This window comes from Plantibacter sp. RU18 (assembly GCF_050613355.1).
Taxonomy (GTDB): domain Bacteria; phylum Actinomycetota; class Actinomycetes; order Actinomycetales; family Microbacteriaceae; genus Plantibacter.
This window is the reverse complement of record NZ_CP159618.1, coordinates 3,196,159-3,220,802: the sequence shown is the minus strand read 5'-3', so window position 1 is coordinate 3,220,802 and position 24,644 is coordinate 3,196,159. Positions and strand designations below refer to the sequence as shown.

General features: G+C 67.7%; 25 protein-coding genes and 1 tRNA gene. 17 read left to right on the top strand and 9 right to left on the bottom strand.

The features are described 5' to 3' along the window. Positions 1-12: 12 nt before the first annotated feature. Positions 13-855 (bottom strand): class I SAM-dependent methyltransferase, encoded by an 843-nt coding sequence (locus ABMA10_RS15480; RefSeq protein ID WP_347868576.1) that lies wholly within the window; start codon positions 853-855, stop codon positions 13-15. A 73-nt stretch (positions 856-928) separates the two neighbouring features. On the opposite strand from ABMA10_RS15480, the gene ABMA10_RS15475 reads away from it, so the two are divergent. The 3 genes from ABMA10_RS15475 (at position 929) to ABMA10_RS15465 (ending at position 4,051) form a co-directional block, all read left to right on the top strand. Beyond that, on the top strand, positions 929-1,678 hold the full coding sequence (locus ABMA10_RS15475) for a phosphoglyceromutase (RefSeq protein ID WP_347868575.1): 750 nt from the start codon (positions 929-931) through the stop codon (positions 1,676-1,678). A 163-nt stretch (positions 1,679-1,841) separates the two neighbouring features. After that, the gene (locus tag ABMA10_RS15470; RefSeq protein ID WP_347868574.1) at positions 1,842-2,717 is read left to right on the top strand and encodes a hypothetical protein; all 876 of its coding nucleotides are present in this window, start codon (positions 1,842-1,844) and stop codon (positions 2,715-2,717) included. Between the two features lie 110 nt (positions 2,718-2,827). Further along, a complete protein-coding gene (locus tag ABMA10_RS15465) occupies positions 2,828-4,051 on the top strand; it encodes a chaplin family protein (protein ID WP_431030668.1) in 1,224 nt (407 codons plus the stop codon). A 93-nt stretch (positions 4,052-4,144) separates the two neighbouring features. Here the strand turns inward: ABMA10_RS15465 and phoU are convergent, their stop codons facing one another. Then, positions 4,145-4,816: a phosphate signaling complex protein PhoU gene (phoU, locus tag ABMA10_RS15460; RefSeq protein WP_347868572.1), complete on the bottom strand. Its 672-nt coding sequence runs from the start codon at positions 4,814-4,816 to the stop codon at positions 4,145-4,147. 166 nt (positions 4,817-4,982) lie between these two features. On the opposite strand from phoU, the gene ABMA10_RS15455 reads away from it, so the two are divergent. Next, positions 4,983-6,149: a sensor histidine kinase gene (locus ABMA10_RS15455; protein WP_347868571.1), complete on the top strand. Its 1,167-nt coding sequence runs from the start codon at positions 4,983-4,985 to the stop codon at positions 6,147-6,149. Further along, on the top strand, positions 6,146-6,829 hold the full coding sequence (locus ABMA10_RS15450; protein ID WP_431030667.1) for a response regulator: 684 nt from the start codon (positions 6,146-6,148) through the stop codon (positions 6,827-6,829). The genes ABMA10_RS15455 and ABMA10_RS15450 overlap by 4 nt, the downstream gene beginning before the upstream one ends. A 92-nt stretch (positions 6,830-6,921) precedes the next feature. Here ABMA10_RS15450 and ABMA10_RS15445 read toward each other — a convergent pair whose 3' ends face one another. Beyond that, a complete protein-coding gene (locus ABMA10_RS15445; RefSeq protein WP_347868569.1) occupies positions 6,922-7,461 on the bottom strand; it encodes a hypothetical protein in 540 nt (179 codons plus the stop codon). Between the two features lie 212 nt (positions 7,462-7,673). On the opposite strand from ABMA10_RS15445, the gene ABMA10_RS15440 reads away from it, so the two are divergent. Both ABMA10_RS15440 and ispD read left to right on the top strand, forming a co-directional pair. Then, entirely contained in the window at positions 7,674-8,156 is a 483-nt protein-coding gene (locus ABMA10_RS15440; RefSeq protein ID WP_347868568.1) for a CarD family transcriptional regulator, read from the top strand. A gap of 51 nt (positions 8,157-8,207) precedes the next feature. Continuing rightward, positions 8,208-9,464, top strand: coding sequence for a 2-C-methyl-D-erythritol 4-phosphate cytidylyltransferase (gene ispD / locus ABMA10_RS15435; protein ID WP_347868567.1), 1,257 nt, complete (start codon positions 8,208-8,210; stop codon positions 9,462-9,464). Positions 9,465-9,488: 24 nt separating this feature from the next. Here ispD and ABMA10_RS15430 read toward each other — a convergent pair whose 3' ends face one another. Next, positions 9,489-10,604: a winged helix DNA-binding domain-containing protein gene (locus ABMA10_RS15430; protein ID WP_347868566.1), complete on the bottom strand. Its 1,116-nt coding sequence runs from the start codon at positions 10,602-10,604 to the stop codon at positions 9,489-9,491. Positions 10,605-10,644: 40 nt separating this feature from the next. On the opposite strand from ABMA10_RS15430, the gene cysS reads away from it, so the two are divergent. Together cysS and rlmB are read left to right on the top strand one after the other, a co-directional pair. Next, on the top strand, positions 10,645-12,099 hold the full coding sequence (cysS, locus tag ABMA10_RS15425) for a cysteine--tRNA ligase (protein WP_347868565.1): 1,455 nt from the start codon (positions 10,645-10,647) through the stop codon (positions 12,097-12,099). Further along, positions 12,089-13,099, top strand: coding sequence for a 23S rRNA (guanosine(2251)-2'-O)-methyltransferase RlmB (rlmB, locus tag ABMA10_RS15420; protein ID WP_347868564.1), 1,011 nt, complete (start codon positions 12,089-12,091; stop codon positions 13,097-13,099). Before cysS ends, rlmB begins: the two co-directional genes overlap by 11 nt. A gap of 84 nt (positions 13,100-13,183) precedes the next feature. Here the strand turns inward: rlmB and ABMA10_RS15415 are convergent, their stop codons facing one another. Further along, a complete protein-coding gene (locus tag ABMA10_RS15415; RefSeq protein ID WP_431030666.1) occupies positions 13,184-14,467 on the bottom strand; it encodes a DUF4032 domain-containing protein in 1,284 nt (427 codons plus the stop codon). Positions 14,468-14,571: 104 nt separating this feature from the next. Continuing rightward, positions 14,572-15,681: an ABC transporter ATP-binding protein gene (locus tag ABMA10_RS15410; RefSeq protein WP_347868562.1), complete on the bottom strand. Its 1,110-nt coding sequence runs from the start codon at positions 15,679-15,681 to the stop codon at positions 14,572-14,574. Positions 15,682-15,937: 256 nt separating this feature from the next. Here ABMA10_RS15410 and ABMA10_RS15405 point away from each other — a divergent pair, with 256 nt between their 5' ends. Then, a complete protein-coding gene (locus ABMA10_RS15405; RefSeq protein WP_347868561.1) occupies positions 15,938-16,906 on the top strand; it encodes a DsbA family protein in 969 nt (322 codons plus the stop codon). Positions 16,907-16,951: 45 nt separating this feature from the next. After that, positions 16,952-17,027 (top strand) — tRNA-Thr (locus ABMA10_RS15400). A 54-nt stretch (positions 17,028-17,081) separates the two neighbouring features. Here ABMA10_RS15400 and ABMA10_RS15395 read toward each other — a convergent pair. Next, a complete protein-coding gene (locus tag ABMA10_RS15395) occupies positions 17,082-17,717 on the bottom strand; it encodes a hypothetical protein (protein ID WP_347868560.1) in 636 nt (211 codons plus the stop codon). A gap of 186 nt (positions 17,718-17,903) precedes the next feature. Between ABMA10_RS15395 and ABMA10_RS15390 the strand changes: the two genes are divergently transcribed. Continuing rightward, the gene (locus ABMA10_RS15390) at positions 17,904-18,851 is read left to right on the top strand and encodes a DMT family transporter (RefSeq protein WP_347868559.1); all 948 of its coding nucleotides are present in this window, start codon (positions 17,904-17,906) and stop codon (positions 18,849-18,851) included. 9 nt (positions 18,852-18,860) lie between these two features. Here ABMA10_RS15390 and ABMA10_RS15385 read toward each other — a convergent pair whose 3' ends face one another. Then, positions 18,861-19,409: a nitroreductase family protein gene (locus tag ABMA10_RS15385; RefSeq protein WP_347868558.1), complete on the bottom strand. Its 549-nt coding sequence runs from the start codon at positions 19,407-19,409 to the stop codon at positions 18,861-18,863. Next, entirely contained in the window at positions 19,406-19,825 is a 420-nt protein-coding gene (msrB, locus tag ABMA10_RS15380; RefSeq protein ID WP_347868557.1) for a peptide-methionine (R)-S-oxide reductase MsrB, read from the bottom strand. The genes ABMA10_RS15385 and msrB overlap by 4 nt, the downstream gene beginning before the upstream one ends. Positions 19,826-20,050: 225 nt before the next feature. Here msrB and ABMA10_RS15375 point away from each other — a divergent pair, with 225 nt between their 5' ends. From ABMA10_RS15375 to ABMA10_RS15355, 5 genes are all read left to right on the top strand, one after another. Next, positions 20,051-20,353 (top strand): DUF3263 domain-containing protein, encoded by a 303-nt coding sequence (locus tag ABMA10_RS15375; RefSeq protein WP_347868556.1) that lies wholly within the window; start codon positions 20,051-20,053, stop codon positions 20,351-20,353. 21 nt (positions 20,354-20,374) lie between these two features. After that, positions 20,375-20,947, top strand: coding sequence for a LytR C-terminal domain-containing protein (locus tag ABMA10_RS15370; protein WP_347868555.1), 573 nt, complete (start codon positions 20,375-20,377; stop codon positions 20,945-20,947). Positions 20,948-21,233: 286 nt separating this feature from the next. Continuing rightward, entirely contained in the window at positions 21,234-21,437 is a 204-nt protein-coding gene (locus ABMA10_RS15365; RefSeq protein WP_347868554.1) for a cold-shock protein, read from the top strand. Positions 21,438-21,640: 203 nt separating this feature from the next. Beyond that, positions 21,641-23,260: a chaperonin GroEL gene (groL, locus tag ABMA10_RS15360; protein ID WP_347868553.1), complete on the top strand. Its 1,620-nt coding sequence runs from the start codon at positions 21,641-21,643 to the stop codon at positions 23,258-23,260. Between the two features lie 225 nt (positions 23,261-23,485). Then, entirely contained in the window at positions 23,486-24,553 is a 1,068-nt protein-coding gene (locus tag ABMA10_RS15355) for a hypothetical protein (protein WP_431030665.1), read from the top strand. Positions 24,554-24,644 lie beyond the last annotated feature (91 nt).

Sequence of the window (24,644 nt, the reverse complement as noted above, 5' to 3'; positions counted from 1 at the left end):
GCGCCGAGCTGTTCAGTTCGTGAGGGAAGCGGCCGTCGTCCCGGACTCCTTCGGAGCGACGGCCGACCACGGCAGCGTCAGTTCGCCGAGACGCCAGCGGCTGCGTCCGGCGAGGACGGGCCAGCCGGCGTCGCGGAGCGTGGCGACAGCGGCCAGCCAGCGCTGCACCGGGCTGTAGACCGAGAGCGGGGCGTGCATGCGCCAGGCGCGGTCGAGTTCGAGGAGCAGGGCATGGACGGGTTCGCCTGCGACGTTCCGGTGGATGAGGGCCTTCGGTAGGCGCTCGGCCACGATCGACGGCAGCAGGAGGTCCGCCAGACGGAGACTGATCGTGAACGTCTGCGCCGACCCGGATCGGTCGATCGCGACCCAACTCGAGATCCGTCCGATCTCGTCGCAGGTGCCCTCGACGAGGACCCCGTCCGATTGCAGTCGAGAACCCATGAGCTGCCACGCGCCGCGCACCTCCGACTCGTCGTATTGACGGAGGACGTTGAACGCACGGATCACCACCGGCCGGTCGTCTCCGGTCGGAACCTCGAAGCCACCGAGCGCGAAGGACACCGCAGCATCGGGGGCGAAGCGTGTCCCGCCCGAGTGCACCTGCTGGAGTTGCGCGTCAGCGGTCCGCACCCGACTCGGTTCGATCTCGAGCCCGAGCACTCGGAGATCCGCTCGGACCGTGTGCAACCGCTGGTGCAGTTCCAAGGCGGTCACTCCGCTCGCGCCGTAGCCGAGGTCGACGACGAGCGGCTCGGTCGTGTGCCGGAGCACCGGTAGGGTCGCGATCCAGCGATCCACCCGTCGCAGGCGGTTCGTGTTCGTTGTCCCGCGGGTGATGGATCCGACCGGCATGGGACCATTCTCCCGCACTGCACGAGGCTCGGCGGTCCGCGTCCGTCGAGCGGCCGATCGGTATGCTGGAGGCATGCCTGAGACCTACACCCTCGTCCTGCTGCGCCACGGCAACAGCGACTGGAACCAGAAGAACCTGTTCACCGGCTGGGTCGACGTCCGACTCAGTGAGCTCGGCGTCACCGAGGCCAAGCGCGCGGGCGAGCTGCTCGCTGACTCGGGCATCACGCCCGACGTCCTGTACACCTCGGTGCTCTCGCGCGCGATCCAGACCGCGAACCTCGCCCTCGAGACCGCTGACCGCATGTGGATCCCGGTCAAGCGCAGCTGGCGCCTGAACGAGCGCCATTACGGTGCGCTCCAGGGCAAGGACAAGGCACAGACCCTCGCGGAGTACGGCCCCGAGCAGTTCCAGACCTGGCGTCGCTCCTTCGACGTCCCGCCGCCCCCGATCGATGACGACAACGAGTGGTCGCAGGCGAACGACCCGCGCTACGTCGGCATCGATGGTGAACTGCCTCGCACGGAGTGCCTGAAGGACGTCATCGACCGCATGCTGCCCTACTGGGAGTCCGACATCACGGTCGACCTCGCAGCCGGCAGGACCGTCCTGGTCACGGCGCACGGTAACTCGCTGCGCGCTCTTGTGAAGCACCTCGACGGCATCTCCGACGACGAGATCGCCGAGCTGAACATCCCGACGGGCATCCCATTGGTCTACGAACTCGACGAAGACTTCCGTCCCGTCAAGCCCGGCGTCTACCTCGATCCCGAAGCCGCCGCGGCCGGTGCTGCAGCCGTCGCTGCTCAGGGGAAGAAGTAGCGTTAACCCCACCAAACCAGTGCCCCGATCGGGCGCGACCCTCGCGGAAACCGCGGATGGATTCGCTCCTGATCGGGGTTTTCTGTCGCCGTCGGAAGGGGGTTGTCTCACCGCGCCGGTGAGCGTACAGTGACTCCACTGTGACCTGAAAGGGGGGATTCACATGGAGCAGTCAGCCGACCGCACCGCCTTCCCCCTCTGGCGCGCGCTCACGCTCGGCGGTTTCGCTGCCGCAGCACTCACGGCGATGGCGCTGTTCGGCAGCCCCGCGTCGGCGCACGCCGACGACGGCAGTGGCACCCCTGCCGACCCAAGCCTGCTCGGAGCCGTGACCCAGGTGGTCGGTTCCCTCGAGCAACCCCTCGACGCAGTCGCGAACGTCGTCGACACGGCTGACGCGACCGTCCTCGAACCGGTGGTCTCCGTGGTCGACGACACCGTCGCGTCCGTACCGGTCGTGAACGATCTCGTGGATCAGACGCTCGGGGATGCCCCGGTCGCTGCGATCGTCGAACCGGTCGTCGATGCGGTGGACCAGACGCTCACGGGCGTCGGGGATGCCGTCGCCGCTGTGCCGGTCCCGGTCGTTCCGGGCTCCGACCCGGCCGTGGCGAACGAGCCGTCGACACCCGTCGCCCTGACACCGTCGGGGGAGCCGCTCACGCCTGCACAGGCCGTCGTCGGCCCGCCGTCGGTGGCTGCCTCTCCGGGGGGTTCAGACGCCACTTCGATGTTCGCGGACGGGTACTCGGACTTCCTAGCCGGCACCGCAGCCACGACACCTGACGTCGTCGGCTCGGCCGCGCTGCCTGCCTCGCCCGCAGGCGTCCCTCAGGCGCCGCTGTCCGCCCCTGGCTTTGCCGTGACGCCCGCCGGGGCGAGTTCCTCCGGTGCGGCGGGCCCCAGCGCGTCGGCGACCGCCGGCGACGCCACGGCTGCAGACTTCCACCCCGTTCTCTGCGACGACCGCAGAGGGCCTTCGCGCGACGACGACCTCCCGTCCTCGCCGACATTCCCTTCCGACACCTCTCCTGATTGACGCCGGACCACTCCGCCCACTCGCGGTGGAGTGCCACCTTCTCGGTGGGTTCCAGTCCGAAGTCTCCCGATTCCGGGAGCACGCCAGTCACTCTGCAAGGAGCAGGAATCATGAATTCGTTTGTCAAAAAAGGGCTGTATTGCGGCCTCTTCATCGCGGGGCTCACGCTCCTCGGCACAACGGCGGCCAACGCCGCCGAGACATCGGGGGACGACAGCGTCCTCGGAGGGAACCTCGTCGACGTGGTGCTCGAAGTGCCGGTCGACATCGTCGACACGGCTGTGAGTGTCGTCGGCGACTCGACTGCCGCACCAGCGGCCGAACCTGTCGAGGAGCCGGCACCTGAGCCCGCACCGGCACCTGAGCCGGCACCGGCACCTGAGCCGGCGCCCGCACCAGCACCAGCCGCGACGAGCGGCGAGGACAGTGTTGCCGGCGGCAACCAGGTCGAGCTGCCCATCACGATCCCGGTGACCGTCGAGGGCAACGCCATCTCGCTCATCGGCGATGCCGAGAGCACAGGGGCGGGTAGTGCGCCGGTCCCATCCGAGGTGACGGCCCCGGCCGCATCCCAACCCGCCACCACGACGGGTGAGGACAGTGTCGCGGGCGGAAATCAGGTGTCGCCGGTGATCACGGTTCCGGTGACGGTCGGCGGGAACGCGATCTCGCTGTTTGGTGATTCGGAGAGCACGGGTGGCGCGCCGACGGCGGGTCCCTCGGAGTCCGCTCCTGGTGCTCCGTCGACCACGACGGGTGAGGACAGTGTCGCGGGCGGCAACCAGATCATCGGTGTCGTCGATGTGCCGGTCACTGCGACCGGGAACGCCATCAGCGTGATCGGTGACGCGCAGTCCGGAGGCTCGTCCACGATGCTTCCCGTGACCGGCGGCAGCGTGCCGTCGACCACGACCGGGACGGACAGCATCGGCGGAGGGAACCAGGTCCTCATCGACCTCGGGCTGCCGATCACGATCGGCGGCAATGCGATCTCGGTCATCGGTGACACCGAGACCGGTGGTCCGACGACCACGGACCCGACGGATCCGACGGATCCTGTCGACCCGACGGATCCTGTCGACCCCACCGACCCGGTGGACCCGACGACCCCGGTGACCCCGGTGACCCCGACGGTGACGAACCCGACCTCCGCGTCGACGTCAGCACTGCGCAGCTCACGCGGAGCGTCCTCAGCCGCCCAGTCGGGTGAGCCGGCGCTCGCCGACACCGGATCCGACGTGGCTCAGCTCGTACCGGGCGCCGGTCTCGCGATGATCCTCGGACTGCTGTTCCTGGCAGGCGGCGCCGTCACGCGTCGCCGTCAGCGCAGCTGAGTCGGCGCTAAACGACTGAGCGGTGCCGGCCCCATGGGGGCGGCACCGCTCATCGGCATGTCTGTGGGACCTGCTCAGTGCTGTCGGACGTGCTCAGTGGTGGGCCGGGCTCGTCGCGTCCTCGGGGATCCAATCGCCGGTGGCGAGGTACTGGACCTTCTTGGCGATCGAGACGGCGTGGTCTGCGAAGCGCTCGTGGTACCGCGAGGCGAGCGTGGCATCGACGGTCGCGACGGGCTCGCCCTTCCAGGTCTCACCGAGCACCTTCTCGAAGACGCTGGCGTGCAGCTCGTCCACGTCGTCGTCGTCGTTCCTGATCTCATCGGCGATCCGCGGGTCCTGCGTGCGGAGGAGGTCGGTGAGCTTCCGCGCGATCGAGACGTCGAGACGTCCCATCTCGGCGAAGGTCGAGCGCAGGCCCTTGGGAACGGCCTTGTCGGGGAAACGGTACCGCGACAGCTGAGCGATGTGCTCAGCCATGTCGCCCATGCGCTCCAAGGATGCGCTGATGCGCAGTGCGCTCACGACGATGCGGAGGTCGCGTGCCACGGGCTGCTGACGCGCGAGGATGTCGATCGCGAGTTCGTCGAGCTCGATCGCGAGCTGGTCGATGCGGTTGTCGTTGGCGATGACTTCTTCGGCGATCGAGACGTCCGAGGTGCCGAAGGACTGGGTGGCCTTCTCGATGGAGACCGTCACGAGTTCGGAGATCTCGACCAGACGATCCTGGACCTCTCGCAGTGACTGCTGGAATACCTCGCGCATGGCTCTGGGTGCCGTCCTTCCGTGACCTGGCGGTGGGCAGGCAGGTGCCTGCTCCGCCGATGATGCCGAACCAAGGTTAACAGTTGGGGCTGTAGGCGTGAACAGTGACCGAAGTGGTGCGGTATTCGCGACTTCGTGCTCAGGCGGACTGAGTAACGTAGTCACCATGGACACCATGTGGTTGGTGCTGATCGCCTTGGCACTCGGCCTCATCGTCGGGGGCGGCTTCGTCGCCCTCATCATCCTCGCTCTCCGGCGAGGTGAGCGCGCGGCGACCGTAGTCAGCCCGGTCGTGCCCGATGGAGTCGACCAGGTACTCGAAGCGCTCGACAGCGCGGGTATCGTCGTCGACCCGTCGAACAACGTCCTGAAGGCATCACCGGGGGCGTTCGCGCTCGGGCTCGTCCGTGATCGGACCCTTGCCAACCCGGAACTCATGGAGCTGTCGCTCGAAGTGCGCCGCACCGGTGAAGCGGTGACGAGCGAGTTGGAGCTCGCGCTCGGTCGTTTCGGCGAAGCGACCCGGCACCTCTCCGTCCGCGCCGCGCCGCTCGGTTCCCGGTTCATCCTCCTGCTCGCGGAGGATCACACCGAGGCCAGACGCCTCGACGAGGTGCGGCGCGACTTCATCGCCAACATCAGCCATGAGCTGAAGACCCCGATCGGGGCCATCGGCCTGCTGTCCGAGGCGCTCGACACCGCCGCCGACGATCCGGACCGCGTGAAACGGTTCGCGAGTCGGCTCGCGACGGAATCGCAGCGCCTGACCCGCATGACCGCCGAGATCATCGATCTCTCCCGGTTGCAGGCGGCCGATGCGTTGCATCAACCAGAGCTCGTGCGCCTCGACCGCGTCATCGCCGCCGCCGTCGACCAGAACCGCGTTCCCGCGGAGGCCACCGGTGTCGGGCTGTCAGTGCGCGGTGGGAAGGGCCTCGAGGTCTACGGCGACGAAGCAATGCTCGTCGTCGCCGTCCACAACCTCATCTCGAACGCCATCCACTATTCCCCGACCGGTTCGCAGGTCGGCGTCGGGGTACGGGCGATCGACGACGTCGTCGAGGTCGCCGTCACGGACCAGGGCGTCGGGATCGCCGACGACGACCGCGATCGGGTGTTCGAACGGTTCTTCCGCGTCGACCAGGCCCGATCCCGTCACACCGGCGGAACAGGTCTCGGACTCAGCATCGTCAAGCACACGATCCAGAACCATGGTGGTGACGTGAAAGTCTGGTCGCAGCTCGGCCGTGGCTCGACGTTCACCATCCGCCTCCCCAGAGCAACGACCCCGCCGGAGGACCTCTCCACCGGCACGGCAAGGAGTACTCAGTGACCCGCATCCTGCTCGTCGAAGACGAAGCGTCTCTCAGCGAACCGTTGAGCTATCTGCTCGAACGGGAGGGCTATGAGGTGGAGGTTGCCGAAGACGGGCCATCCGCCGTCCAGGCGTTCACCTCGCGTGGCGCCGATCTCGTCCTGCTGGACCTCATGCTGCCGGGCATTCCCGGTACCGAGGTCTGTCGGCAGATCCGGGCGGTGTCCAGCACGCCCATCATCATGCTGACGGCGAAGGACTCCGAGGTCGACATCGTCGTGGGACTGGAGCTCGGCGCAGACGACTATGTCACGAAGCCGTACTCGACCCGCGAACTGCTCGCCCGGATCCGGGCCGTGATGCGCCGTCGGGTGGAGGCGGACCAGGCTCAGGAGGAGATCCTCCTCGAGGTGGGTACCGTCCGGATGGACACCGAACGCCACGTGGTCGAGGTCAACGGCGCACCGATCCCGATGCCGCTCAAAGAGTACGAACTCCTCGAATTGCTCCTACGCAACGCCGGCCGCGTGTTGACGAGGGGCCAGCTCATCGACCGTGTGTGGGGGAGCGACTACTACGGGGACACGAAGACCCTCGACGTCCACATCAAGCGGATCCGGTCGCGTATCGAGGCGAATCCGTCGGAGCCGGTCATGCTCGTCACGGTGCGTGGCCTCGGCTACCGCTTCGAGGCGTAGACGCCGTCCGACGCCACGAGAACGCCCCGCATCTCCGAGGAGAGGCGGGGCGTTCAGTGCGATCCGGGAGCGGACTGGCTCCGGTGCGACGACTAGTCGGTCGGTTCCGTGGTCGGTGTGACTTCGGGAGTCGGTTCCGTGCTCGGCACCTCGGACGGAGTCGGAGTCGGCGTCGGGACGAGCGTCGAGTACTCGAGGAGCTGGCCGGTCAGGATCGGGACGCTCGCGGTGGCTCCGGTCTCGTCGCCGTACTGGAAGAACACGTCGAGGATGTCACCGGGCTTGGCGCCAAGCGGCTCGATGCGCAGCGGTTCGTTCGCGCCGGAGCCGTCGAAGGTCGTGAGACCCGGCTCTGCGAGGACCTGGAACTGCTCGTCGCTGCCCTCGACCTCGATGAGGATCGTGTGTGCGCGGTCGTCGGTGTTGGCGACGCTGAACACCAGGTTGCCGACCGTGTCGTCGTCCGCGACGACGATGGCGTTGCGGATGTCGACCTTGCCGACCGTGACGCCGACGCCGTCTGAAGCGTCGTACTGCTTCAGGGTCGCCTGCGGAGCGATGAGGTTGCAGCCGCTCATGCCGAGTGCCAGGGCACCCGCGACAACGATGGAAGCGATGAGACGCGCCTTCACAGAACCCTCCAAGATGTGGCGTCCCCGGGCGCAGACGAGTGACAGGTGTCCCGGGATCCGGCTTCGAGTCTAGCCCACCCCCGCTGGGGTCCCGTGATCGCTGTGGGGCAGGCGGAGGACCGCGTCTGCCCGCGAGGGTCCTCGAGGGCGCGTACCAGGCTCTGACCAGGGGTCCCATGGTATTCTGGGGGACGCTGAAGGGACCTGAACCCATGATCTTCGAAGTTGGCGAGACGGTTGTCTACCCGCATCACGGTGCCGCGATCATCACCGAGGTGAAGACCCGTGTGATCAAGGGTGAGGAGCGGCTCTATCTGAAGCTCCGCGTCACGCAGGGAGACCTCGTCATCGAGGTCCCGGCCGAGAACGTCGACCTCGTCGGCGTTCGCGACGTCATCGGCCAGGACGGCGTGGACCGGGTCTTCGACGTACTGCGCGCGCCGTTCACCGAGGAGCCGACGAACTGGTCGCGCCGATACAAGGCGAACCTCGAGAAACTGGCTTCGGGCGACGTCATCAAGGTGTCCGAGGTGGTCAGAGACCTCTGGCGTCGCGACCAGGACCGCGGTCTGTCCGCGGGCGAGAAGCGCATGCTCGCGAAGGCCAGACAGATCCTCATCTCGGAGTTGGCCTTGGCCGAGCAGACCGACGAGGAGCAGGCGTCCACCGTCCTCGACGAGGTACTCGCGTCCTGACCGCTCGCCTGTGTCCCTCGCCGCGTCCGCGCGGCGAAGTAGGCTCGGCACATGGGTGCGATCTACGAACCGTCCGCAGCAGACGACTCCTCCCTCGAGGGGGCGCCCTCGGTCGGTGTGATCGTCGTCGCGGCCGGGAGTGGCACCCGTCTCGGGGCGGGCATTCCGAAGGCATTCGTCTCCCTGGCCGGTGCGACGGTGCTGGAGCACGCGCTCGCGCCGATCTTCCGATTGACCGAGGCGGTGCAGGTCGTCGTCGTCGTCCCTGCCGATCGGGTGGGTGAGGCGGAGACCATCGGGGCTCGGGCGGCCGGTGCAGCCGCAGACCACCTCCGCGTCGTGGTCGGAGGCGACACGCGCCAGGACTCCGTCCTTGCGGGACTCGGAGCGCTCTGGCCAGGAGTCGGCACGGTCCTCGTGCACGACGCGGCCAGGGCGTTGACGCCGACCGAACAGTTCGAGCGCGTGATCGAGGCAGCCGAGCGGACCGGCTGGGGGATCATCCCCGGCCTCCCTGTCACCGACACCATCAAGCGCGTCGACGCCGGAGGTCGCGTCGAGCAGACGGTCGATCGCACGACGCTCACCGCTGTCCAGACACCCCAGGCCTTCCCGAAGGAATCCCTGATCGCCGCGTTCCAGGCAGCAGGCGGGCGCCTTGCCGCTGCGACCGACGACGCCGCGTTGTATGCGGATGCCGGTCACCCGGTGCTCGCCGTCCTCGGTTCCGAGGCCGCTTTCAAGATCACGACACCGTGGGACGCTCAGCGTGCCGCGCGGCTGCTCACCGAGCAGCCGGTCGCCGCACGCCGGCACACGCCGGACGAGCCGTCGCGAGCATCGATCCGCACCGGCATCGGCATCGACGTGCACGCCTTCGACGATGATGCGGAGCTGTGGCTCGCCGGTCTCTTCTGGCCGGGGGAGTGCGGACTCGCGGGGCACAGCGACGGCGACCCCGTCGCACATGCCGTCGTCGACGCGCTGCTGTCCGCCGCCGGCCTCGGCGACATCGGCTCCGTGTTCGGAACCGACGACCCCCGCTTCTCCGGTGCGCACGGCGACGTGTTCCTCCGCGCCACCGCTGCCCGGCTGCACGACGCCGGGTTCACGGTTGTGAACGTCGCCGTGCAGCTCGTGGGCAATCGACCGCGCTTCGCGCCGCGGCGCTCCGAGGCGGAAGCGCTGCTCCGTGATCTCGTCGGCGGTCCGGTGAGCATCTCGGCGACGACGACTGATCGGCTGGGCTTCACCGGGCGTGGCGAAGGACTCACGGCGATCGCGACAGCGCTCGTCGAACGGCGCTGACCGCAGGGGCGCCCCGGGGCACGGTCAGTCGAGCGGCTGCTCGTCGGACACCGTCGTCGGCAGGCCGAGGAACCGTCCGTAGTCGGCTCCCGCCCGGCGGACTCCCGCCTGCACCCGCTGCGACAGTGGTCGGAACGGGGCAGGCGTGATCGTGACACCGCTCGACGTCACCCGCCGCCGCCAGGTGCCGACGATGCGACCGTCGACCGTGATCAGCGGCAGGAAGATCCCGTTGCCGCCGGGAACGATGAGATCGGCGTGTTCGGGTTCGAGCACGAGCGACCGGTCGCGGTAGCCGAGCAGGAGCTCGTCGAAGCCCGGCAGCGCGAGGACCCGGCTCGTCGCGCGTACAGGTGGTCCCGAGGCTGCCTGCTCTGCGGTCGACCAGCGGCTGACGCCGTCGTCGACGGACTCGACGACCCTGGCCGCGGCCACATCGAGTCCACGTCTCGCCTGTGCGACGGTGAGCTTCGACCACCAGGTGAAGTCGGCGAGCGTGGCAGGACCGTGTCCCGTCAGATAGCGGACGACGAACTCTCCGAGCGCTTCGTCCGGGTCGAGGTCGCGTGGCGACGTAATCCACTCCTCGCTGAGGACGAGGGCCTGCTGCGTTCCTGCGGGCGGGCCCCAGCACACGACCTCCGTCATCGCCAGTTCCATCACGAGGTGCGGTCCGCGCTGGCCGATCGTCGGGATACCGGCCTGCTGATGCGCCACCATGAGCTCGTCCCTCGTCGCCCGCCGATTCCCGCTGAGCACATGCTCGGCGATGCTGCGGGACCGCGAGAAGGTCTCGGCGTCGAGGCCGAGCTGACGGTGTCTCGCGGCGATCGCCGACCGGACCCGAGGTGCGCCGAGCCGCATCATCCAACCGAGGTCCTCCGCCGCGACGAAGTGGAGCGTGCCACGCATCGGCCAGGACCTGACGATCGAACCGTCCTCGAGCGCGCCGAGCACATCGGCGACGACCGCGCCGCCGGACCTGGCACCGATCGCCCAGAGTCCTGAGCTGAAATCCTGGGCCTGCATCGCGAGCAACCGTGAGACCACCTGCGCGGGGGTGAGCCGCTCCCTGTCGTCGAGCAGTTGGGCTCCGAGCCGTGCACGCAGAACCGTCTGGTCGCCCCGTCGCATCGTCATGCGACCATCATGCCCCGACGGCGGCGGCTAGTCTGGTGTCGTGGCTCTCCGACTCTACGATTCGAAAACGCAGTCCCTCCGGGACTTCGTGCCGCTCCGCGAAGCTGAGGCGGGGCTATACGTCTGTGGACCCACCGTGCAGTCGTCCCCGCACATCGGTCACCTTCGCAGCGCGCTCGTCTACGACCAGTTGCGCCGTTGGTTGACGGTCTCGGGGCATCGCGTCACGCTCGTGCGCAACGTCACGGACATCGACGACAAGATCCTCGCGAACGCCGCCGCGGGTGTGGAGGGCGGCTTCGCCTTGCCCGGCGAGGAGTGGTGGGCACTCGCCTACCGGTACGAGCTCGAGTTCACCGCCGCCTACAGCGCGCTCGGCATCCTGCCACCCAGCTACGAACCGCGAGCCACCGCGAGCATCCCCGAGATGGAGGAGCTGATCGAGCGGCTCATCGACGCAGGTCACGCGTACCCCGCGCCCGACGACTCGGGCGACGTCTACTTCGACACCGCTTCATGGAGCCGCTACGGCGAGCTGACCCGGCAGAACGCCGACAACATGGAGGCGGCGACCGACGCCGACCCACGTGGCAAGCGCGACCCGCGCGACTTCGCACTCTGGAAGGGCACGAAACCCGGCGAGCCACGCTCCGCCAGCTGGATGTCGCCATGGGGCGAAGGCCGTCCCGGCTGGCACATCGAATGCTCCGCCATGTCGACGAAGTACCTCGGCGAGGAGTTCGACATCCACGGTGGCGGACTCGACCTCCGGTTCCCGCACCACGAGAACGAGTTGGCGCAGTCGAGCGCCGCGGGCGACCCGTTCGCCCGCTACTGGCTGCACAACGGGCTCGTGGCCGTGACCGGCGGACAGAAGATGTCGAAGTCACTGGGCAACTCCGTCTACGCCGCAGACCTCCTGGCCGGGGCCCGCCCACTCGTCGTGCGCTATTACCTCGGTGCGGCGCAGTACCGATCGACCCTCGAGTTCCACGACGGCGCCCTCGAGGAAGCGGAGGCGGCACTCGGACGCATCGAGGGTTTCCTCGACCGAGCCGACCGCGCAGGCCTCCTCAACGACACCGCCGCGGTTCCAGATCGAGCCGCGTTGCCGAACGACTTCACCGAGGCGATGGACGATGACCTCAACATCCCCCGAGCGCTCGCCTCGGTGCACGATGCAGTGCGCGTCGGCAATGCGGCGCTCGATCGCGCGGACAGCCCCACGATCGCCGCGGAGAGCGCCAGTGCCGTCCTCGCGATGACCAGAGTCCTCGGCATCGACCCGACCGACGTCCTGTGGGCGTCCGGAACTGACCATGTCACCCACCGATCCCTGTCCGCACTCGTCGAGCGTCTGCTCGTCGACCGTGCGGACGCCAGGGTCGCCAAGGACTTCGCTGCGGCCGACCGGATCCGCGACGAACTCACGGCGGCCGGCATTACCATCGAAGACACCCCGTCCGGAGCACATTGGAGTATCAGTGGCAAGTAAGCCTTCCCGCCCCGGCGGACAGAAGAAAGTGAAGAAGGGTCCGCTCAAGGGCACCGGTGGCCTCGGCCGCAAGGCGCTCGAGGGCCGTGGCCCCACCCCGAAGGCGGAGGACCGCGCCTGGCACCCCGCCGGCAAGCGGAAGGCGGCCCAGGACCGCTACGCCGCCGCCGGAGGTACCGGCAAGCCGAAGACCGCGGGTCAGGGTCGCGATGGACGTCCGTCGACGAACGGACGCACCAAGCAGAAGTCGAGCGACGAGTCCGAGGTCGTGACGGGCCGTAACTCCGTCCTCGAAGCGCTCCGCGCACGAATCCCCGCCACCACGCTGTACGTCGCGACGCGCATCGAGATGGATGATCGGGTCAAGGAGGCGCTCAGCATTGCCACCAAGCGCGGGATCCCCGTGCTCGAGGTCATGCGCCCGGAGCTCGACCGCATGGCCGGTTTCGACGGCGTCCACCAGGGCGTCGCCATCAAGGTGCCGCCGTACGAGTACTCCCACCCGATGGAACTGCTCGACCAGGTGATCGCCCGCGGCGAGAACCCGCTCTTCATCGCGCTCGACGGCATCACGGACCCGCGCAACCTCGGTGCGATCATCCGCTCGACGGCTGCCTTCGGTGGTCACGGGGTCATCCTGCCTCAGCGTCGGAGCGTCGGCCTCACGGCTTCGGCGTGGAAGACGTCTGCGGGCGCCGCAGCACGGACGCCCGTTGCCATGGCAGCCAACCTCACGCAGACGCTCAAGGCCTTCAAGGAGCGCGGCGTCTTCGTGATCGGTCTCGACGGCGACGGCGACGTCTCGCTGCCCGGGCTCGAACTCGCCGACCAGCCGATCCTCGTGGTCGTCGGCAGCGAGGGCAAGGGACTGTCCCGTCTCGTCACCGAGACGTGCGACGCCGTGGTGTCCATCCCGATCTCGGCCTCGACCGAGTCGCTGAACGCCGGTATCGCGGCGAGCGTCACGCTCTACGAGATCGCCCGACGCCGCAGCGCATAGTCGGAGACCTCTGAGCAGGCCCGGTGAACGGATTCCGTTCCCGGGCCTTCGTCGTCTGCCGACTCCGGAGGTGGGTACGAGGCGTCAGACCAGGTCGCGCCAGTCCACGGGTCCGGTGATCGTCGGCGTCGCGACGGTGATGGACTCCGTCGGTGGCACGATCATGGTCGCTTCGTCGCGTCGGTGCCGCAGTACGGTGTTCACGTACGAGCTGACGGCCTCTGCAAGCGGGATGTCGCGGCCTTCGTCCTGCGCGAGGAACCAACGGTGCTCGAGCAACTGATGGAAGATCTCGGCCGGTTCCAGCTTGCCGCGGAGTTCGCGTGGAATCGCCTTGATGACCGGCTCGAAGACGCGGATGAGCCACTCGTGCGCGGCCATCTCCTCGTCGAAACCGTCTTTGCCGAACGAGGCTGAGTACGCGTCGAGGTCGTTCAGCAGCCGCCTGGCCTGGTTCTCTCCGGCGTCGAGTCCCGTGAGGCGGAGGAGTCGGCGCTGGTGATGGCCTGCGTCGACGACCTTCGGCTGGATCCGGACCGTCGTGCCCTCGTTGGTGGTCTTGATGGCGAGCTCCTCGATGTCGAAGCCCAAATCGTTGAGGCGGTGCACGCGCTCCGTGATGCGCCAGCGCTCCGAGGCGTCGAACGATTCGGAGCCGGTGAGCTCCTTCCAGAGGGAGCGGTAGGCGGCGACGATCCCGTTGCTGACCGTCACCGGGTCGAGTTCGGGGTCGGCGCGGCCACCGGCTTCGAGGTCGAGCAGTTCACCGGCGATGTTGACGCGGGCGATCTCCAGGTCGTTCTCCCGCTGTCCGTTGGACAGGCCACCTTCGTAGATCTTCCCCGTTTCGGCGTCGACGAGGTACGCGGCGAACGCACCGGCATCGCGCCGGAAGAGGGTGTTGGAGAGCGAGACGTCGCCCCAGAAGAAGCCGACGATGTGCAGGCGGACGAGCAGCACGGCCAGCGCATCGACGAGTCGGGTCGCGGTGTCCGGGCGGAGCGTGCCCTGGAACAGGGCGCGGTAGGGGAGGGAGAACTTCAGATGCCTCGTCACGAGGACGCTCGGCAGCTCCCGGTTCTTCTTGTCGGTCCGGTTGGTGATGACGGCGAGGGGATCGACGCAGGGGATGTCGAGGCGCTGGAGTGTCCGGAGCATGTCGTACTCGCCCTTCGCCATCTCGGAGGTCGTCTCCTTGACGGCGATGACGTAGCCCGACAGGTTCGCGAAGCGGACCAGGTGACGCGAGATGCCCTTCGGCAGGGACGCGATGGCCTCGTTCGGCCAGTTCTCGAGCGGCAGCTCCCAGGGGAGGTCGAGTAGCGCCGGATCGACGGTCGCTGCAGTGATGTTCAGTGCGCCGGGCATGGTGCGATGCGCTCCTCGGGAGTGATCGGGCGGGAGTGGGGTGGTGCAGAAACGACGATGGCCGAGCGATCGGAGAACGATCGCTCGACCATCGTCGGCTGGAACTAGATCGAGGAGGACACGACCGGCTTGTTGCCGAGGCGCTCGCCCGATGCGGAGTCGAATGCGTGCACGTGGTGCGGCGTCGGCTGCAGGAACACGGTGTCGCCGATGTGGGCGTGGTTGCGGCCGTCGACGCGCGCGACGATGTCGGTGCGCTTGCCCGACACCTCGGTGTGGCCGTAGAGGTAACCGTCGGCGCCGAGCTCCTCGACGAGGTCGACCGTCACCTCGATGCCCGAACCGGCGGTCTGCGAGACCACGATGTCCTCGGGACGGACGCCGACCGTGACGTTCTTGGACGGAGCGGCGTCGGTGATCTCACGCTCGACGGGGATGATGAAGCCACCGAGCTTGATGCCGCCGTCGGCGATCTCACCCTCGAAGAGGTTCATTGCCGGGCTGCCGATGAAGCCGGCGACGAAGACGTTGTTGGGCATCTCGTACAGGTCGCGCGGCGTGCCGACCTGCTGGAGGATGCCGTCCTTGAGGACCGCGATGCGGTCGCCCATGGTGAGCGCCTCGGTCTGGTCGTGGGTGACGTAGACCGTGGTGACGCCGAGTCGGCGCTGGAGCGACGCGATCTGGGTGCGGGTCTGGACACGGAGCTTGGCGTCGAGGTTCGACAGCGGCTCGTCCATGAGGAAGACCTGGGGCTGACGGACGATGGCGCGACCCATGGCGACGCGCTGACGCTGACCACCGGAGAGGGCCTTCGGCTTGCGCGAGAGGTAGTCCTCGAGGTCGAGGAGCTTGGCGGCTTCGAGGACGCGAGTGGCGCGCTCCTCCTTGCCGACGCCGGCGATCTTGAGCGCGAAGCCCATGTTCTCGGCGACGGTCATGTGCGGGTACAGCGCGTAGTTCTGGAACACCATCGCGATGTCGCGGTCCTTCGGCGGGACGTCGGTCACGTCGCGGTCGCCGATGAAGATGTGGCCGTCGTTGACCTCTTCGAGGCCGGCGAGCATGCGGAGCGAGGTGGACTTTCCGCAGCCGGACGGGCCGACGAGGACGAGGAATTCGCCGTCGGCGACCTCGAGGTTCAGCTTGTCGACCGCGGGGCGGGTGCCGCCCGGGTAGAAACGGGTTGCGTTGTCAAACGTCACTGACGCCATGATTTGTTCTCCTTCACCGGCAGGTACGTGCCGGACGATCCGTTGTGAATGGACGCGAACGCATCGACGATGGCGCGTTCGCGGTCCCAGTATGCCATGAGGTGCTGAGAATGGAAGGGGATGCGGGAGGCCGATCTCTCGGTGGACGCACAGGCGGCTCCCTGCCTCGTTTGGGCCGCTCTCAGGCAGCAGGTCTACGATTGGTCTGTTTGGCGCTGCTGTGTCCACGGAGCGCGACCCCCTGAAACGAGGATCAATGTCTGGCGCTGGATCGCAGAACCGACCCACCAAGAACGAACGCCGCGACGCGGCCCGCGACAAGGCACGCGTGCTGCGCGAGCAACAGAAGCGCAAGGACCGCCGGAACCGCTTCCTGCTGCAGGGTGGCATCGTCCTGGGGGCCCTCGCCATCGTCGCCGTCGTCGCGGTCATCATCGTGACCTCGATCAAGCCCGCCGGTCCGGTGCCCACGGCGGCCCAGAACGATGGATTCACCGTCGGCGCCGAGCTCAAGCTGGTCGGTGCCCCGGTGACCACCTCGACGCCGAGTGCGACGCCGACCGACAGCGCCGCCGCCGAGACGCCGGCGCCGGAGGCCACGCCCGAGACCGATGCGACCCCCGCCGCGCAGGACATCAAGATCGCCGTCTACCAGGACTTCCTGTGCCCCTACTGCGGTCAGTTCGAGACGACGAACGCCGAACAGGTCGGCGGATGGCTGCAGGCCGGCGCCGCGACCTACACGGTCCACCCGCTCGCGACGCTGAGCAACCTGTCGCTCGGTACGCAGTACTCGCTCAGGGCCTCCAACGCAGCTGCGTGCGTCGCCGAGTACTCCCCGAACGACTTCTTCGCCTTCAACACCGCCCTGTTCGAGAACCAGCCCAAGGAGAACACCGAGGGTCTGACGGACACCGAACTCAAGTCGATCGCCAAGGGTGTCGTCTCCGGTGGCGAGAAGAAGATCAACACGTGCATCGACGAGGGCACCTACAAGTCGTGGGTCAAGGACGCGACCGACAAGGCACGAAGTGGTCCGCTGCCCGGAACGGATGTCGCCAAGGTCGAGGGCACGCCGACCATCCTGGTGAACGGCAAGCAGTACACCGGTTCGCCCACCGATGCGGAGCAGTTCGCCGCCTTCGTCCTCGCCGTCTCCAGCGAGAGCTACTCGACGAGCACACTGACGCCGAGCGCCAGCGAGACGCCCGCGACCAACGGCTGATCCGCCGCCATCGTAGGATGGTCAGGACGGGGTTCGCCCCGGTCGGCCGACGTGGCGCAATTGGTAGCGCAACGCTCTTGTAAAGCGTAGGTTACGGGTTCAAGTCCCGTCGTCGGCTCCAACAGAACCGCCCGCTCAGCACTGCTGAGCGGGCGGTTCGTCGTCTGTCGGGCGGTCAGCCGCAGTACTCGCTGTCGATCTTCGCCTCGCCGCGGAGCACGATCGTGTCGACGACGCCCGATTGATTCGCGCCGAAATTGATCCACTGACCCTGCTCGTCCTCGATCGCGTAGAACGGGGCGTACTTGCCAGGCTGCTCGGCGAGGTCCGGATAGGCCGCACGAAGCTCGTCGAGCGTCGACCCGACGCCGATTCCTGCGTCGGTGCGGAGCGCGTCCGTTCCGACGGCGGCCGGGTCGCCCCACGCCTGTAGTACGACCTGCTCGATCGAGCCGGTGCTCGACGGGTCCGGCAACCACACGGATGGGAAGCCTGCTGCGTCGTAGGCCGTCACCCACGGGCAGGCCTCCTGGGTCGCATCGGTGAACGCGGTCATCAACGGTGCGACCTCGTCGAGTGCGGCTCCGACTGCGATCGGCCCCACGTGACCGAAATCGATGACCCAGGTTGCAGGATCCGCCGGGTCGGCTGCAGGCGTCGTCGTCGGTGCTGCTGTCACCGCGGTCGACCCGGCACTCGACACCGCTGTCGGAGTCGGCTCGGGCGCTGCCGTTGCGCAGCCGACGAGTACCAGTGCCGTGGACGCGGCGACAGCGCAGAGTCCGGGCACTCGTTTCAGGACGATGGTCATGGATTCCCCCTCATATCCGCCTGACCCAGTCGGGGTCGCGGCGTGTTCGTCCCGTCAGTCAACCATTCGACGCGCATCCGGCAGAACAGGGGTATCCCGCATGGGAGGATGGTGGACGTCGCGTGAGCGCAGGTGCTGTGGTCGTCCATCGATCCGCCTGCGCTCTCGTCGTGAAAGGAATCACCTGTGACCCGCTTCCCCGCGCCCCTCGCGCTCATCATGGCCATCGTCAGCGGGGCGTTCATCGCCGTGCAGGCGAGGATCAACGGAGAACTCGGTGTGCGCCTCGGTGACGGGTTCACCGCAGCGGCCATCTCATTCGGCGGCGGGCTCGTCGTGCTCACGATCGGCATGTTGATCTCGCGCGCAGGCCGCCGCGGACTGGGAACGGTCATGCGCTCGGTTCAGCGTCGCGAGATGCCGTGGTGGACCGTCCTGGGCGGCTGCGCAGGAGCATTCCTCGTGCTCTCGCAGGGCCTCACCGCAGCAGCGCTCGGGGTGGCACTGTTTACCGTGGCCGTCGTCGCGGGTCAGACCGCGAGCGGTCTCGTCTTCGACCGCGTCGGGTTCGGCCCGGGTGGTGTGGTGGCGCTGACGGCGCCGCGCGTGCTGGGAGCTGCCGTCGCGTTGCTCGCGGTGGCGATCGCGGTGTCCGGTGAACTCGGGGGATCCATCCCGCTCGGACTGCTCCTGCTGCCGCTGCTCGCTGGCATCGGCATCGCCTGGCAGCAGGCCGTCAACGGCCGCGTTCGCGTCCGCGCCCAGAGCACGCTCGCCGCGACGTTCATCAACTTCGTGGTCGGCACCGTCGTCCTGGTGCTGGCCGCAGTCGTACACGCGATCACCGTCGCCCCGCCCGGACCGCTTCCGGGGGAGTGGTGGCTGTACATCGGCGGTCCGATCGGCTGTGTGTTCATCGCCGTGGCCGCCTTCCTCGTGCAGCACACCGGTGTGCTCATCCTCGGCCTCGGGACAGTCGCAGGCCAGACGCTCAGCGCACTCGCGCTCGACCTCCTGCTCCCCGCAGATGACAGCGGCATCCACCTCACGACCGTGATCGGGACGCTGCTCGCCTTCATCGCGGTCGCGATCGCCTCGATCCGTCGACGCGCACGAGGCACGACGACGGTCTGAGGCGGCACGCTACGGCATGCTGCTGAGGTGCGCCTTCGCGTTGACCGTCTTGCGGCGTCCGGTGCGGGTGCTCGTGGGCTTGCCGCCGACGTAGAGCCATCCCAGGAGTTCTTCGCCCTTCTTCAGGCCGTGGGCCTTGCGGACGGCCTTTGCCCGTGTTGCGCTCCCGGTGCGCCAGAAGACGCCCCAGCCCGCATCGTCGAGCAGCAGGCTGACCATGTGCGCGACACCGGAAGCCGTGGCCTCCTGCTCCCAGGCAGGGACCTTGGACTTCTTGACGCTGACCACGATGGCGAGCAGCAGCGGAGCGCGCATCGGCTTCGTGGACGGATTCGAGTCGCCCTCGGCCTTCGCGAGCGCGCGCCCGAGCTTCACCCGGTCGTCACCGCGGAGCGTGATGATGCGCCACGGGCGGAGCGAGCTGTGATCGGCGACCCGGCCGGCCGCACTGACGATCTGCAGGAGTTCGTCGGTCGACGGGGCCACATCGGTGACCTTCGACAGCGAGCGGCGCTCGGCGACTGCTGTGAGGACGGGGCTCGGAACGGGCTCGGTCACTCGGTCGGCTCGGCGGTGTCCGCCGCTGCGAAGTTGAGTGCGATCGAGTTCATGCAGTACCGATCGCCGGTCGGGGTACCGAAGCCATCGTCGAACACGTGACCCAGGTGCGATCCGCAGTTCGCGCAGCGGACCTCGGTCCGCACCATCCCGAGACTCGTGTCCTCGATGAGCTGGACGGCCTCGGGGTTCACGGATTCGTAGAAGCTCGGCCAACCGCAGCCGGAATCGAACTTGGTACCGCTCTTGAAGAGTTCCGCGTTACAGGCGGCGCAGGTGTACAGGCCAGCGCGCGACTCGTCGAGGAGTTCGCCGGTCCAGGCGCGCTCCGTCGAGGCGCCGCGGAGCACCTGGTACTGCTCCGGCGAGAGTTCCTCGCGCCACTGCTCATCGGTCTTCGACACGTCGTACGTCATGCTGCTCCATTCTTCTCGGTCATCCTACGCGCGGCATCACGGGTCGATGGCCGCACGGGCGCCAGATGACACAACGCTGCAGGTGGCCTGAACCTTCCCGGTGAACGTGCTGCCTCGCCGAGCGGGATGCGGCCCGGGGCCGGGTGGCTGAATAGGATGGACGGACGGCAGACCACTGCCGGATTCCAGCACGCCCGAGCGGCGCTGATCAGCGGAAGGATCACCATGCGTCCAGCATCGGACGAACCGGTCGACGGCAGCGCGGCGCGGCCTGCGAACGCCCTTGCCGAACGGGATCTCGAGATCCTCGAGTTCGAGTCCCACTGGACGCGTCATGTCGGTGCGAAAGAGGCCGCGATCCGTGATCGCTTCTCGCTCTCGCCCGCCCGTTACTACCAACTGCTCGGCGCGCTCATCGACTCGCCGCTCGCTCTCGCCCACGACCCCATGCTGATCAAGCGGCTGCAACGCACCCGCGACGCTCGCCTCTCGGCGCGAGGAGCCTCGGCTCCGCGTCGGAACGTGTGAGCATCACCCGGAGACCACACCATGGCTGAAACCTTTCCGCACGACCGCTTCGACGAGGTCCATGACCTCAAGCGTGTCGGGGCCCATCGCGCACCCGCTCCGAAGGGGCGAGGCTGGATCGCCTTCCTGGTGGCGGTCGTCGCCACGCTCGTCCTCGTCGGCATCGGGACACTCGCACTGTTCGGCCTGAACGACCGGATCGACTTCTTCGGCAGCTCCGCCACGCCGACGGCGACGGAGACACCGACGCCCACGCCCACTGAGGCTGCACCGGTCGTGGACCCTGCGGCGAGCATCCTGGTGCTCAACGGCACCACGACCGACGGCCTCGCGGGCGCAGCTGCTGCGGCGATCGCCGCGGCGGGCTTCACGCAGCAGATCCCGACCAGTGACGCGAGCACCGACGACGTCGCGACGAGTGGCGTCTACTATCAGGATGCATCTCAGGAGGGCGTGGCTCGGGCGATCGCCAACGCACTCGGCGGCGTCCCCATCCAGATCACGGATCAGTACGCCATCCCGGTCGAGGACGGCGAAGCCCCGGTCCTGCGCATCGTCGTCGTGGTCGGCGCGGACTACCAGCCGGCTGCCTGAGCGGTCCAGTCGACTGCACCCAGACGGTTCGCTCGCGCGGCCTGTGTTTCGGGGGTGTTTCCTCCGTGTTGAGTTGTCGTAATACTCCGGCCCGTTTGACGATTTTCGCGTGATTCCTCGTGGTGCTCCGGATTAGTATCTGGAATTGGCCGCTCATCACGTCACGTCACGACCCGCCCCCGGGTCTGTACCGCGACGAGATTGCCGTCGGAGTCCCGACTCCGATCGGCAGGCCCGGGCACGGCAACAGTCGAGCACCGAGAGCACGCAGCAATGGGAGTATGAAATGGCGAACGGAACCGTGAAGTGGTTCAACGCTGAGAAGGGCTTCGGCTTTATCACGGTTGACGGCGACGGGCAGGACGTCTTCGTCCACTACTCGGCCATCGACATGAGTGGATACAAGTCCCTCGAAGAGGGCCAGGCGGTCGTCTTCGAGGTCGGCACTGGCGCAAAGGGGCCCCAGGCCGAGGCGGTACGACTGGCCTAGACGCCGATCTGGGGAGAGATTCCCGCAACGCCGTCCACACGAGTGGGCGGCGTTGTCCTCGTCTCCGGGCGCTTCCCGGGAGTTCGCTCAGGGCACTGGCGCTCACTTGCACTCCCACCCCCTGAGTGCCAGAATCGACTTAGCACTCGCACTCATTGAGTGCTAACAACGTTCATGACGTCCGGGAGGGACGAAAAACACACATGGCTAAGATCATTGCTTTCGACGAGGAGGCCCGTCGCGGCCTCGAGCGTGGACTGAACATTCTTGCTGACACGGTCAAGGTCACCCTTGGGCCGCGCGGTCGCAACGTTGTCCTCGAGAAGAAGTGGGGCGCTCCCACGATCACCAACGATGGCGTGTCCATCGCCAAGGAGATCGAACTCGACGACCCGTACGAGAAGATCGGCGCGGAGCTCGTCAAGGAGGTCGCCAAGAAGACCGACGACGTCGCAGGCGACGGCACCACCACCGCGACCGTGCTGGCACAGGCGCTCGTGCGTGAGGGCCTCCGCAACGTCGCCGCAGGCGCCGACCCCATCAGCCTCAAGCGCGGCATCGAGAAGGCCGTTGCAGCTGTCACGGCCGAGCTCATCGCCAACGCCAAGGAGGTGGAGACCAAGGAGGAGATCGCTGCGACCGCTTCCATCTCCGCCGGCGACACCACCATCGGCGAGATCATCGCCGAGGCGATCGACAAGGTCGGCAAGGAAGGCGTCGTCACCGTTGAGGAGTCGAACACCTTCGGCACCGAGCTCGAGCTCACCGAGGGCATGCGCTTCGACAAGGGCTACCTGTCGCAGTACTTCGTGACCGACCCCGACCGCCAGGAGGCGGTGTTCGAGGACCCCTACATCCTCATCGCCAACCAGAAGATCTCGGCGATCAAGGACCTCCTCCCGATCGTCGACCAGGTCATCCAGTCGGGCAAGCAGCTCCTCATCATCGCTGAGGACGTCGACGGCGAAGCGCTCGCGACCCTCGTCGTGAACAAGATCCGTGGCATCTTCAAGTCGGTCGCCGTCAAGGCGCCTGGCTTCGGCGACCGCCGCAAGGCTCAGCTCCAGGACATCGCCATCCTCACCGGTGGCCAGGTCATCTCCGAGGAGGTCGGCCTCAAGCTCGAGACCGTCACCCTCGACCTTCTCGGCCGTGCTCGCAAGGTCGTCATCACCAAGGATGAGACCACCATCGTCGAGGGTGCCGGCGATGCCGACGCCATCGCTGGTCGTGTCTCGCAGATCCGCAAGGAGATCGACAACACCGACAGCGACTACGACCGCGAGAAGCTGCAGGAGCGCCTCGCGAAGCTCGCAGGCGGTGTGGCGGTCATCAAGGCCGGCGCGGCGACCGAGGTCGAGCTCAAGGAGCGCAAGCACCGCATCGAGGACGCCGTCCGTAACGCGAAGGCTGCCGTCGAAGAGGGCATCGTCGCCGGTGGTGGCGTCGCGCTCATCCAGGCTGGCAAGACCGCGTTCGAGAAGCTGGAGCTCGTCGGTGACGAAGCGACCGGTGCGAACATCGTCAAGGTCGCCATCGACGCTCCGCTCAAGCAGATCGCCCTCAACGCAGGCCTCGAGCCCGGCGTCGTGGCCGACAAGGTTCGTAACCTGCCCGTCGGACACGGCCTCAACGCCGCGACCGGTGAGTACGTCGACATGCTTGCTGCCGGAATCAACGACCCGGTGAAGGTCACGCGCTCCGCGCTGCTCAACGCAGCGTCGATCGCTGGTCTGTTCCTCACCACCGAGGCCGTCGTCGCCGACAAGCCGGAGAAGAACCCGGCTCCGGCCGGCGACCCGACCGGTGGCATGGACTTCTAAGTCCGACCGCTTCACACGCGCAGGGCGTCTCCTTCGGGAGGCGCCCTGCGTTGTTGTTCCAGCACATCGGGGCTGTCCCGAGTGTCGATGCCGTGGCGTGTATGCGTTCCAGCATGTGATGCGGGAACGTGACCTGCGGCGGCATCCGCGCGGCACACACATTCCTATGATTGAGCTATGAGAAGACTCGGGGGAGCCGCGGCCACTGCTGCATTGGTATTGCTGATGACAGCCTGTTCGCCTGGTGCGGCAATCGAGACCGCGTCACCGGCGGCGACGCCCGCACCGACGTCATCCCCGACGCCGACCTGGCCGAGCGCGCTCGGCGACACCAGCTGCGAGGAGCTGATCCCGCAGGATCTCGTCGACGCGACCTTCGGTGTCCCGCTGGTGGCCGGCGCAACAGACCCGGCTCGTGCGGCGTACGGCTCGTTCTGGACGAGCGCCTACGAGTACGCAGGCGGCCTGTCCTGCGAGTGGGGTGCCGTGGATCCGTCCGCGCCGACGGAGGACCGCAACGGTATCGACGGTCCTGACAACTGGCTGGCTGTCGCTGTCGACCTGATCCCGCGGGGTGCGGAAACCTCCGAGCGGATCGCGAGCGAGCTGGGCGGTTCGACGCCCGGCGCGGATCCGGCCGGCGCGTGCGACTTCGGTACATGCTCCGCCGAGATGGTCATCGGCGAATACTGGGTGAGTGCCTTCGCCATCTCCTACGCTGACAGCTATCTGCCTCCGACGGAGAGCGAGCAGGCGGTCTTCGACCACGTCGCCTCTGTCGTCGGCGGTCTTGGCGAGAGCCGATCCCCTCAGCTCCCGGAAGCAGCCTCCTCGTGGCCGTCCGACTGCGAGGGCGTCGTGTCGCGCGACACCCTCGCAGCGACGCTCGAGCTGTCGGCACCCGAGTGGGTTCCTGGATACAGCTACCGGTCAAGCAACCTGCCGTATGGCGCTGTCTTCGGGGCGGGCGGCCAGGCCTGCGGCTTCGCCGGTACCGAATCCGGTCGCATGGGATCGATCGAGACGCTCCCCGGCGCGGGCGTCGAGTTCGCGGTATCGGCAGCCTCTGCGCTGGAGTCACCGAACGTCTCGGCTGTCGAGATCCCGGGTCTGTCGGCCGGCAGTGTGATCGTCCGCATCGACCCGATGGTCGCTGATCGAGCCGATCTGGAGATGAACTTCAACGGGACCTGGGTCGTGATCTCCCTCGGCGGAGCTTCCAGTCTGGGCGATGGGTCGCTGTCCGCCGCCGAGCGGCTGACGGCATTGGCCACAGCCATGGTCGCCAACTGATCCATTGCTCCGAGGCACCGAGCGGCGTCGTCATCGCCGACAAGCCGGAGAAGAACACAGCTCCGGCCGTCGACCCGACCGGTGGCATGGA

What these genes read in the sequence shown, in the direction of transcription:
- ABMA10_RS15365 (WP_347868554.1), top strand. Translation starts at nt 21,234, where the DNA reads ATGGCGAACGGAACCGTGAAGTGGTTCAACGCTGAGAAGGGCTTCGGC.
- ABMA10_RS15455 (WP_347868571.1), top strand. Translation starts at nt 4,983, where the DNA reads ATGGACACCATGTGGTTGGTGCTGATCGCCTTGGCACTCGGCCTCATC.
- ABMA10_RS15395 (WP_347868560.1), bottom strand. Translation starts at nt 17,717, where the DNA reads ATGACCATCGTCCTGAAACGAGTGCCCGGACTCTGCGCTGTCGCCGCG.
- msrB (WP_347868557.1), bottom strand. Translation starts at nt 19,825, where the DNA reads ATGACGTACGACGTGTCGAAGACCGATGAGCAGTGGCGCGAGGAACTC.
- groL (WP_347868553.1), top strand. Translation starts at nt 21,641, where the DNA reads ATGGCTAAGATCATTGCTTTCGACGAGGAGGCCCGTCGCGGCCTCGAG.
- ABMA10_RS15370 (WP_347868555.1), top strand. Translation starts at nt 20,375, where the DNA reads ATGGCTGAAACCTTTCCGCACGACCGCTTCGACGAGGTCCATGACCTC.
- ABMA10_RS15480 (WP_347868576.1), bottom strand. Translation starts at nt 855, where the DNA reads ATGCCGGTCGGATCCATCACCCGCGGGACAACGAACACGAACCGCCTG.
- ABMA10_RS15440 (WP_347868568.1), top strand. Translation starts at nt 7,674, where the DNA reads ATGATCTTCGAAGTTGGCGAGACGGTTGTCTACCCGCATCACGGTGCC.
- ABMA10_RS15375 (WP_347868556.1), top strand. Translation starts at nt 20,051, where the DNA reads ATGCGTCCAGCATCGGACGAACCGGTCGACGGCAGCGCGGCGCGGCCT.
- ABMA10_RS15475 (WP_347868575.1), top strand. Translation starts at nt 929, where the DNA reads ATGCCTGAGACCTACACCCTCGTCCTGCTGCGCCACGGCAACAGCGAC.
- ABMA10_RS15405 (WP_347868561.1), top strand. Translation starts at nt 15,938, where the DNA reads ATGTCTGGCGCTGGATCGCAGAACCGACCCACCAAGAACGAACGCCGC.
- ABMA10_RS15465 (WP_431030668.1), top strand. Translation starts at nt 2,828, where the DNA reads ATGAATTCGTTTGTCAAAAAAGGGCTGTATTGCGGCCTCTTCATCGCG.
- phoU (WP_347868572.1), bottom strand. Translation starts at nt 4,816, where the DNA reads ATGCGCGAGGTATTCCAGCAGTCACTGCGAGAGGTCCAGGATCGTCTG.
- ABMA10_RS15355 (WP_431030665.1), top strand. Translation starts at nt 23,486, where the DNA reads ATGACAGCCTGTTCGCCTGGTGCGGCAATCGAGACCGCGTCACCGGCG.
- ABMA10_RS15410 (WP_347868562.1), bottom strand. Translation starts at nt 15,681, where the DNA reads ATGGCGTCAGTGACGTTTGACAACGCAACCCGTTTCTACCCGGGCGGC.
- ispD (WP_347868567.1), top strand. Translation starts at nt 8,208, where the DNA reads ATGGGTGCGATCTACGAACCGTCCGCAGCAGACGACTCCTCCCTCGAG.
- ABMA10_RS15430 (WP_347868566.1), bottom strand. Translation starts at nt 10,604, where the DNA reads ATGACGATGCGACGGGGCGACCAGACGGTTCTGCGTGCACGGCTCGGA.
- ABMA10_RS15470 (WP_347868574.1), top strand. Translation starts at nt 1,842, where the DNA reads ATGGAGCAGTCAGCCGACCGCACCGCCTTCCCCCTCTGGCGCGCGCTC.
- ABMA10_RS15415 (WP_431030666.1), bottom strand. Translation starts at nt 14,467, where the DNA reads ATGCCCGGCGCACTGAACATCACTGCAGCGACCGTCGATCCGGCGCTA.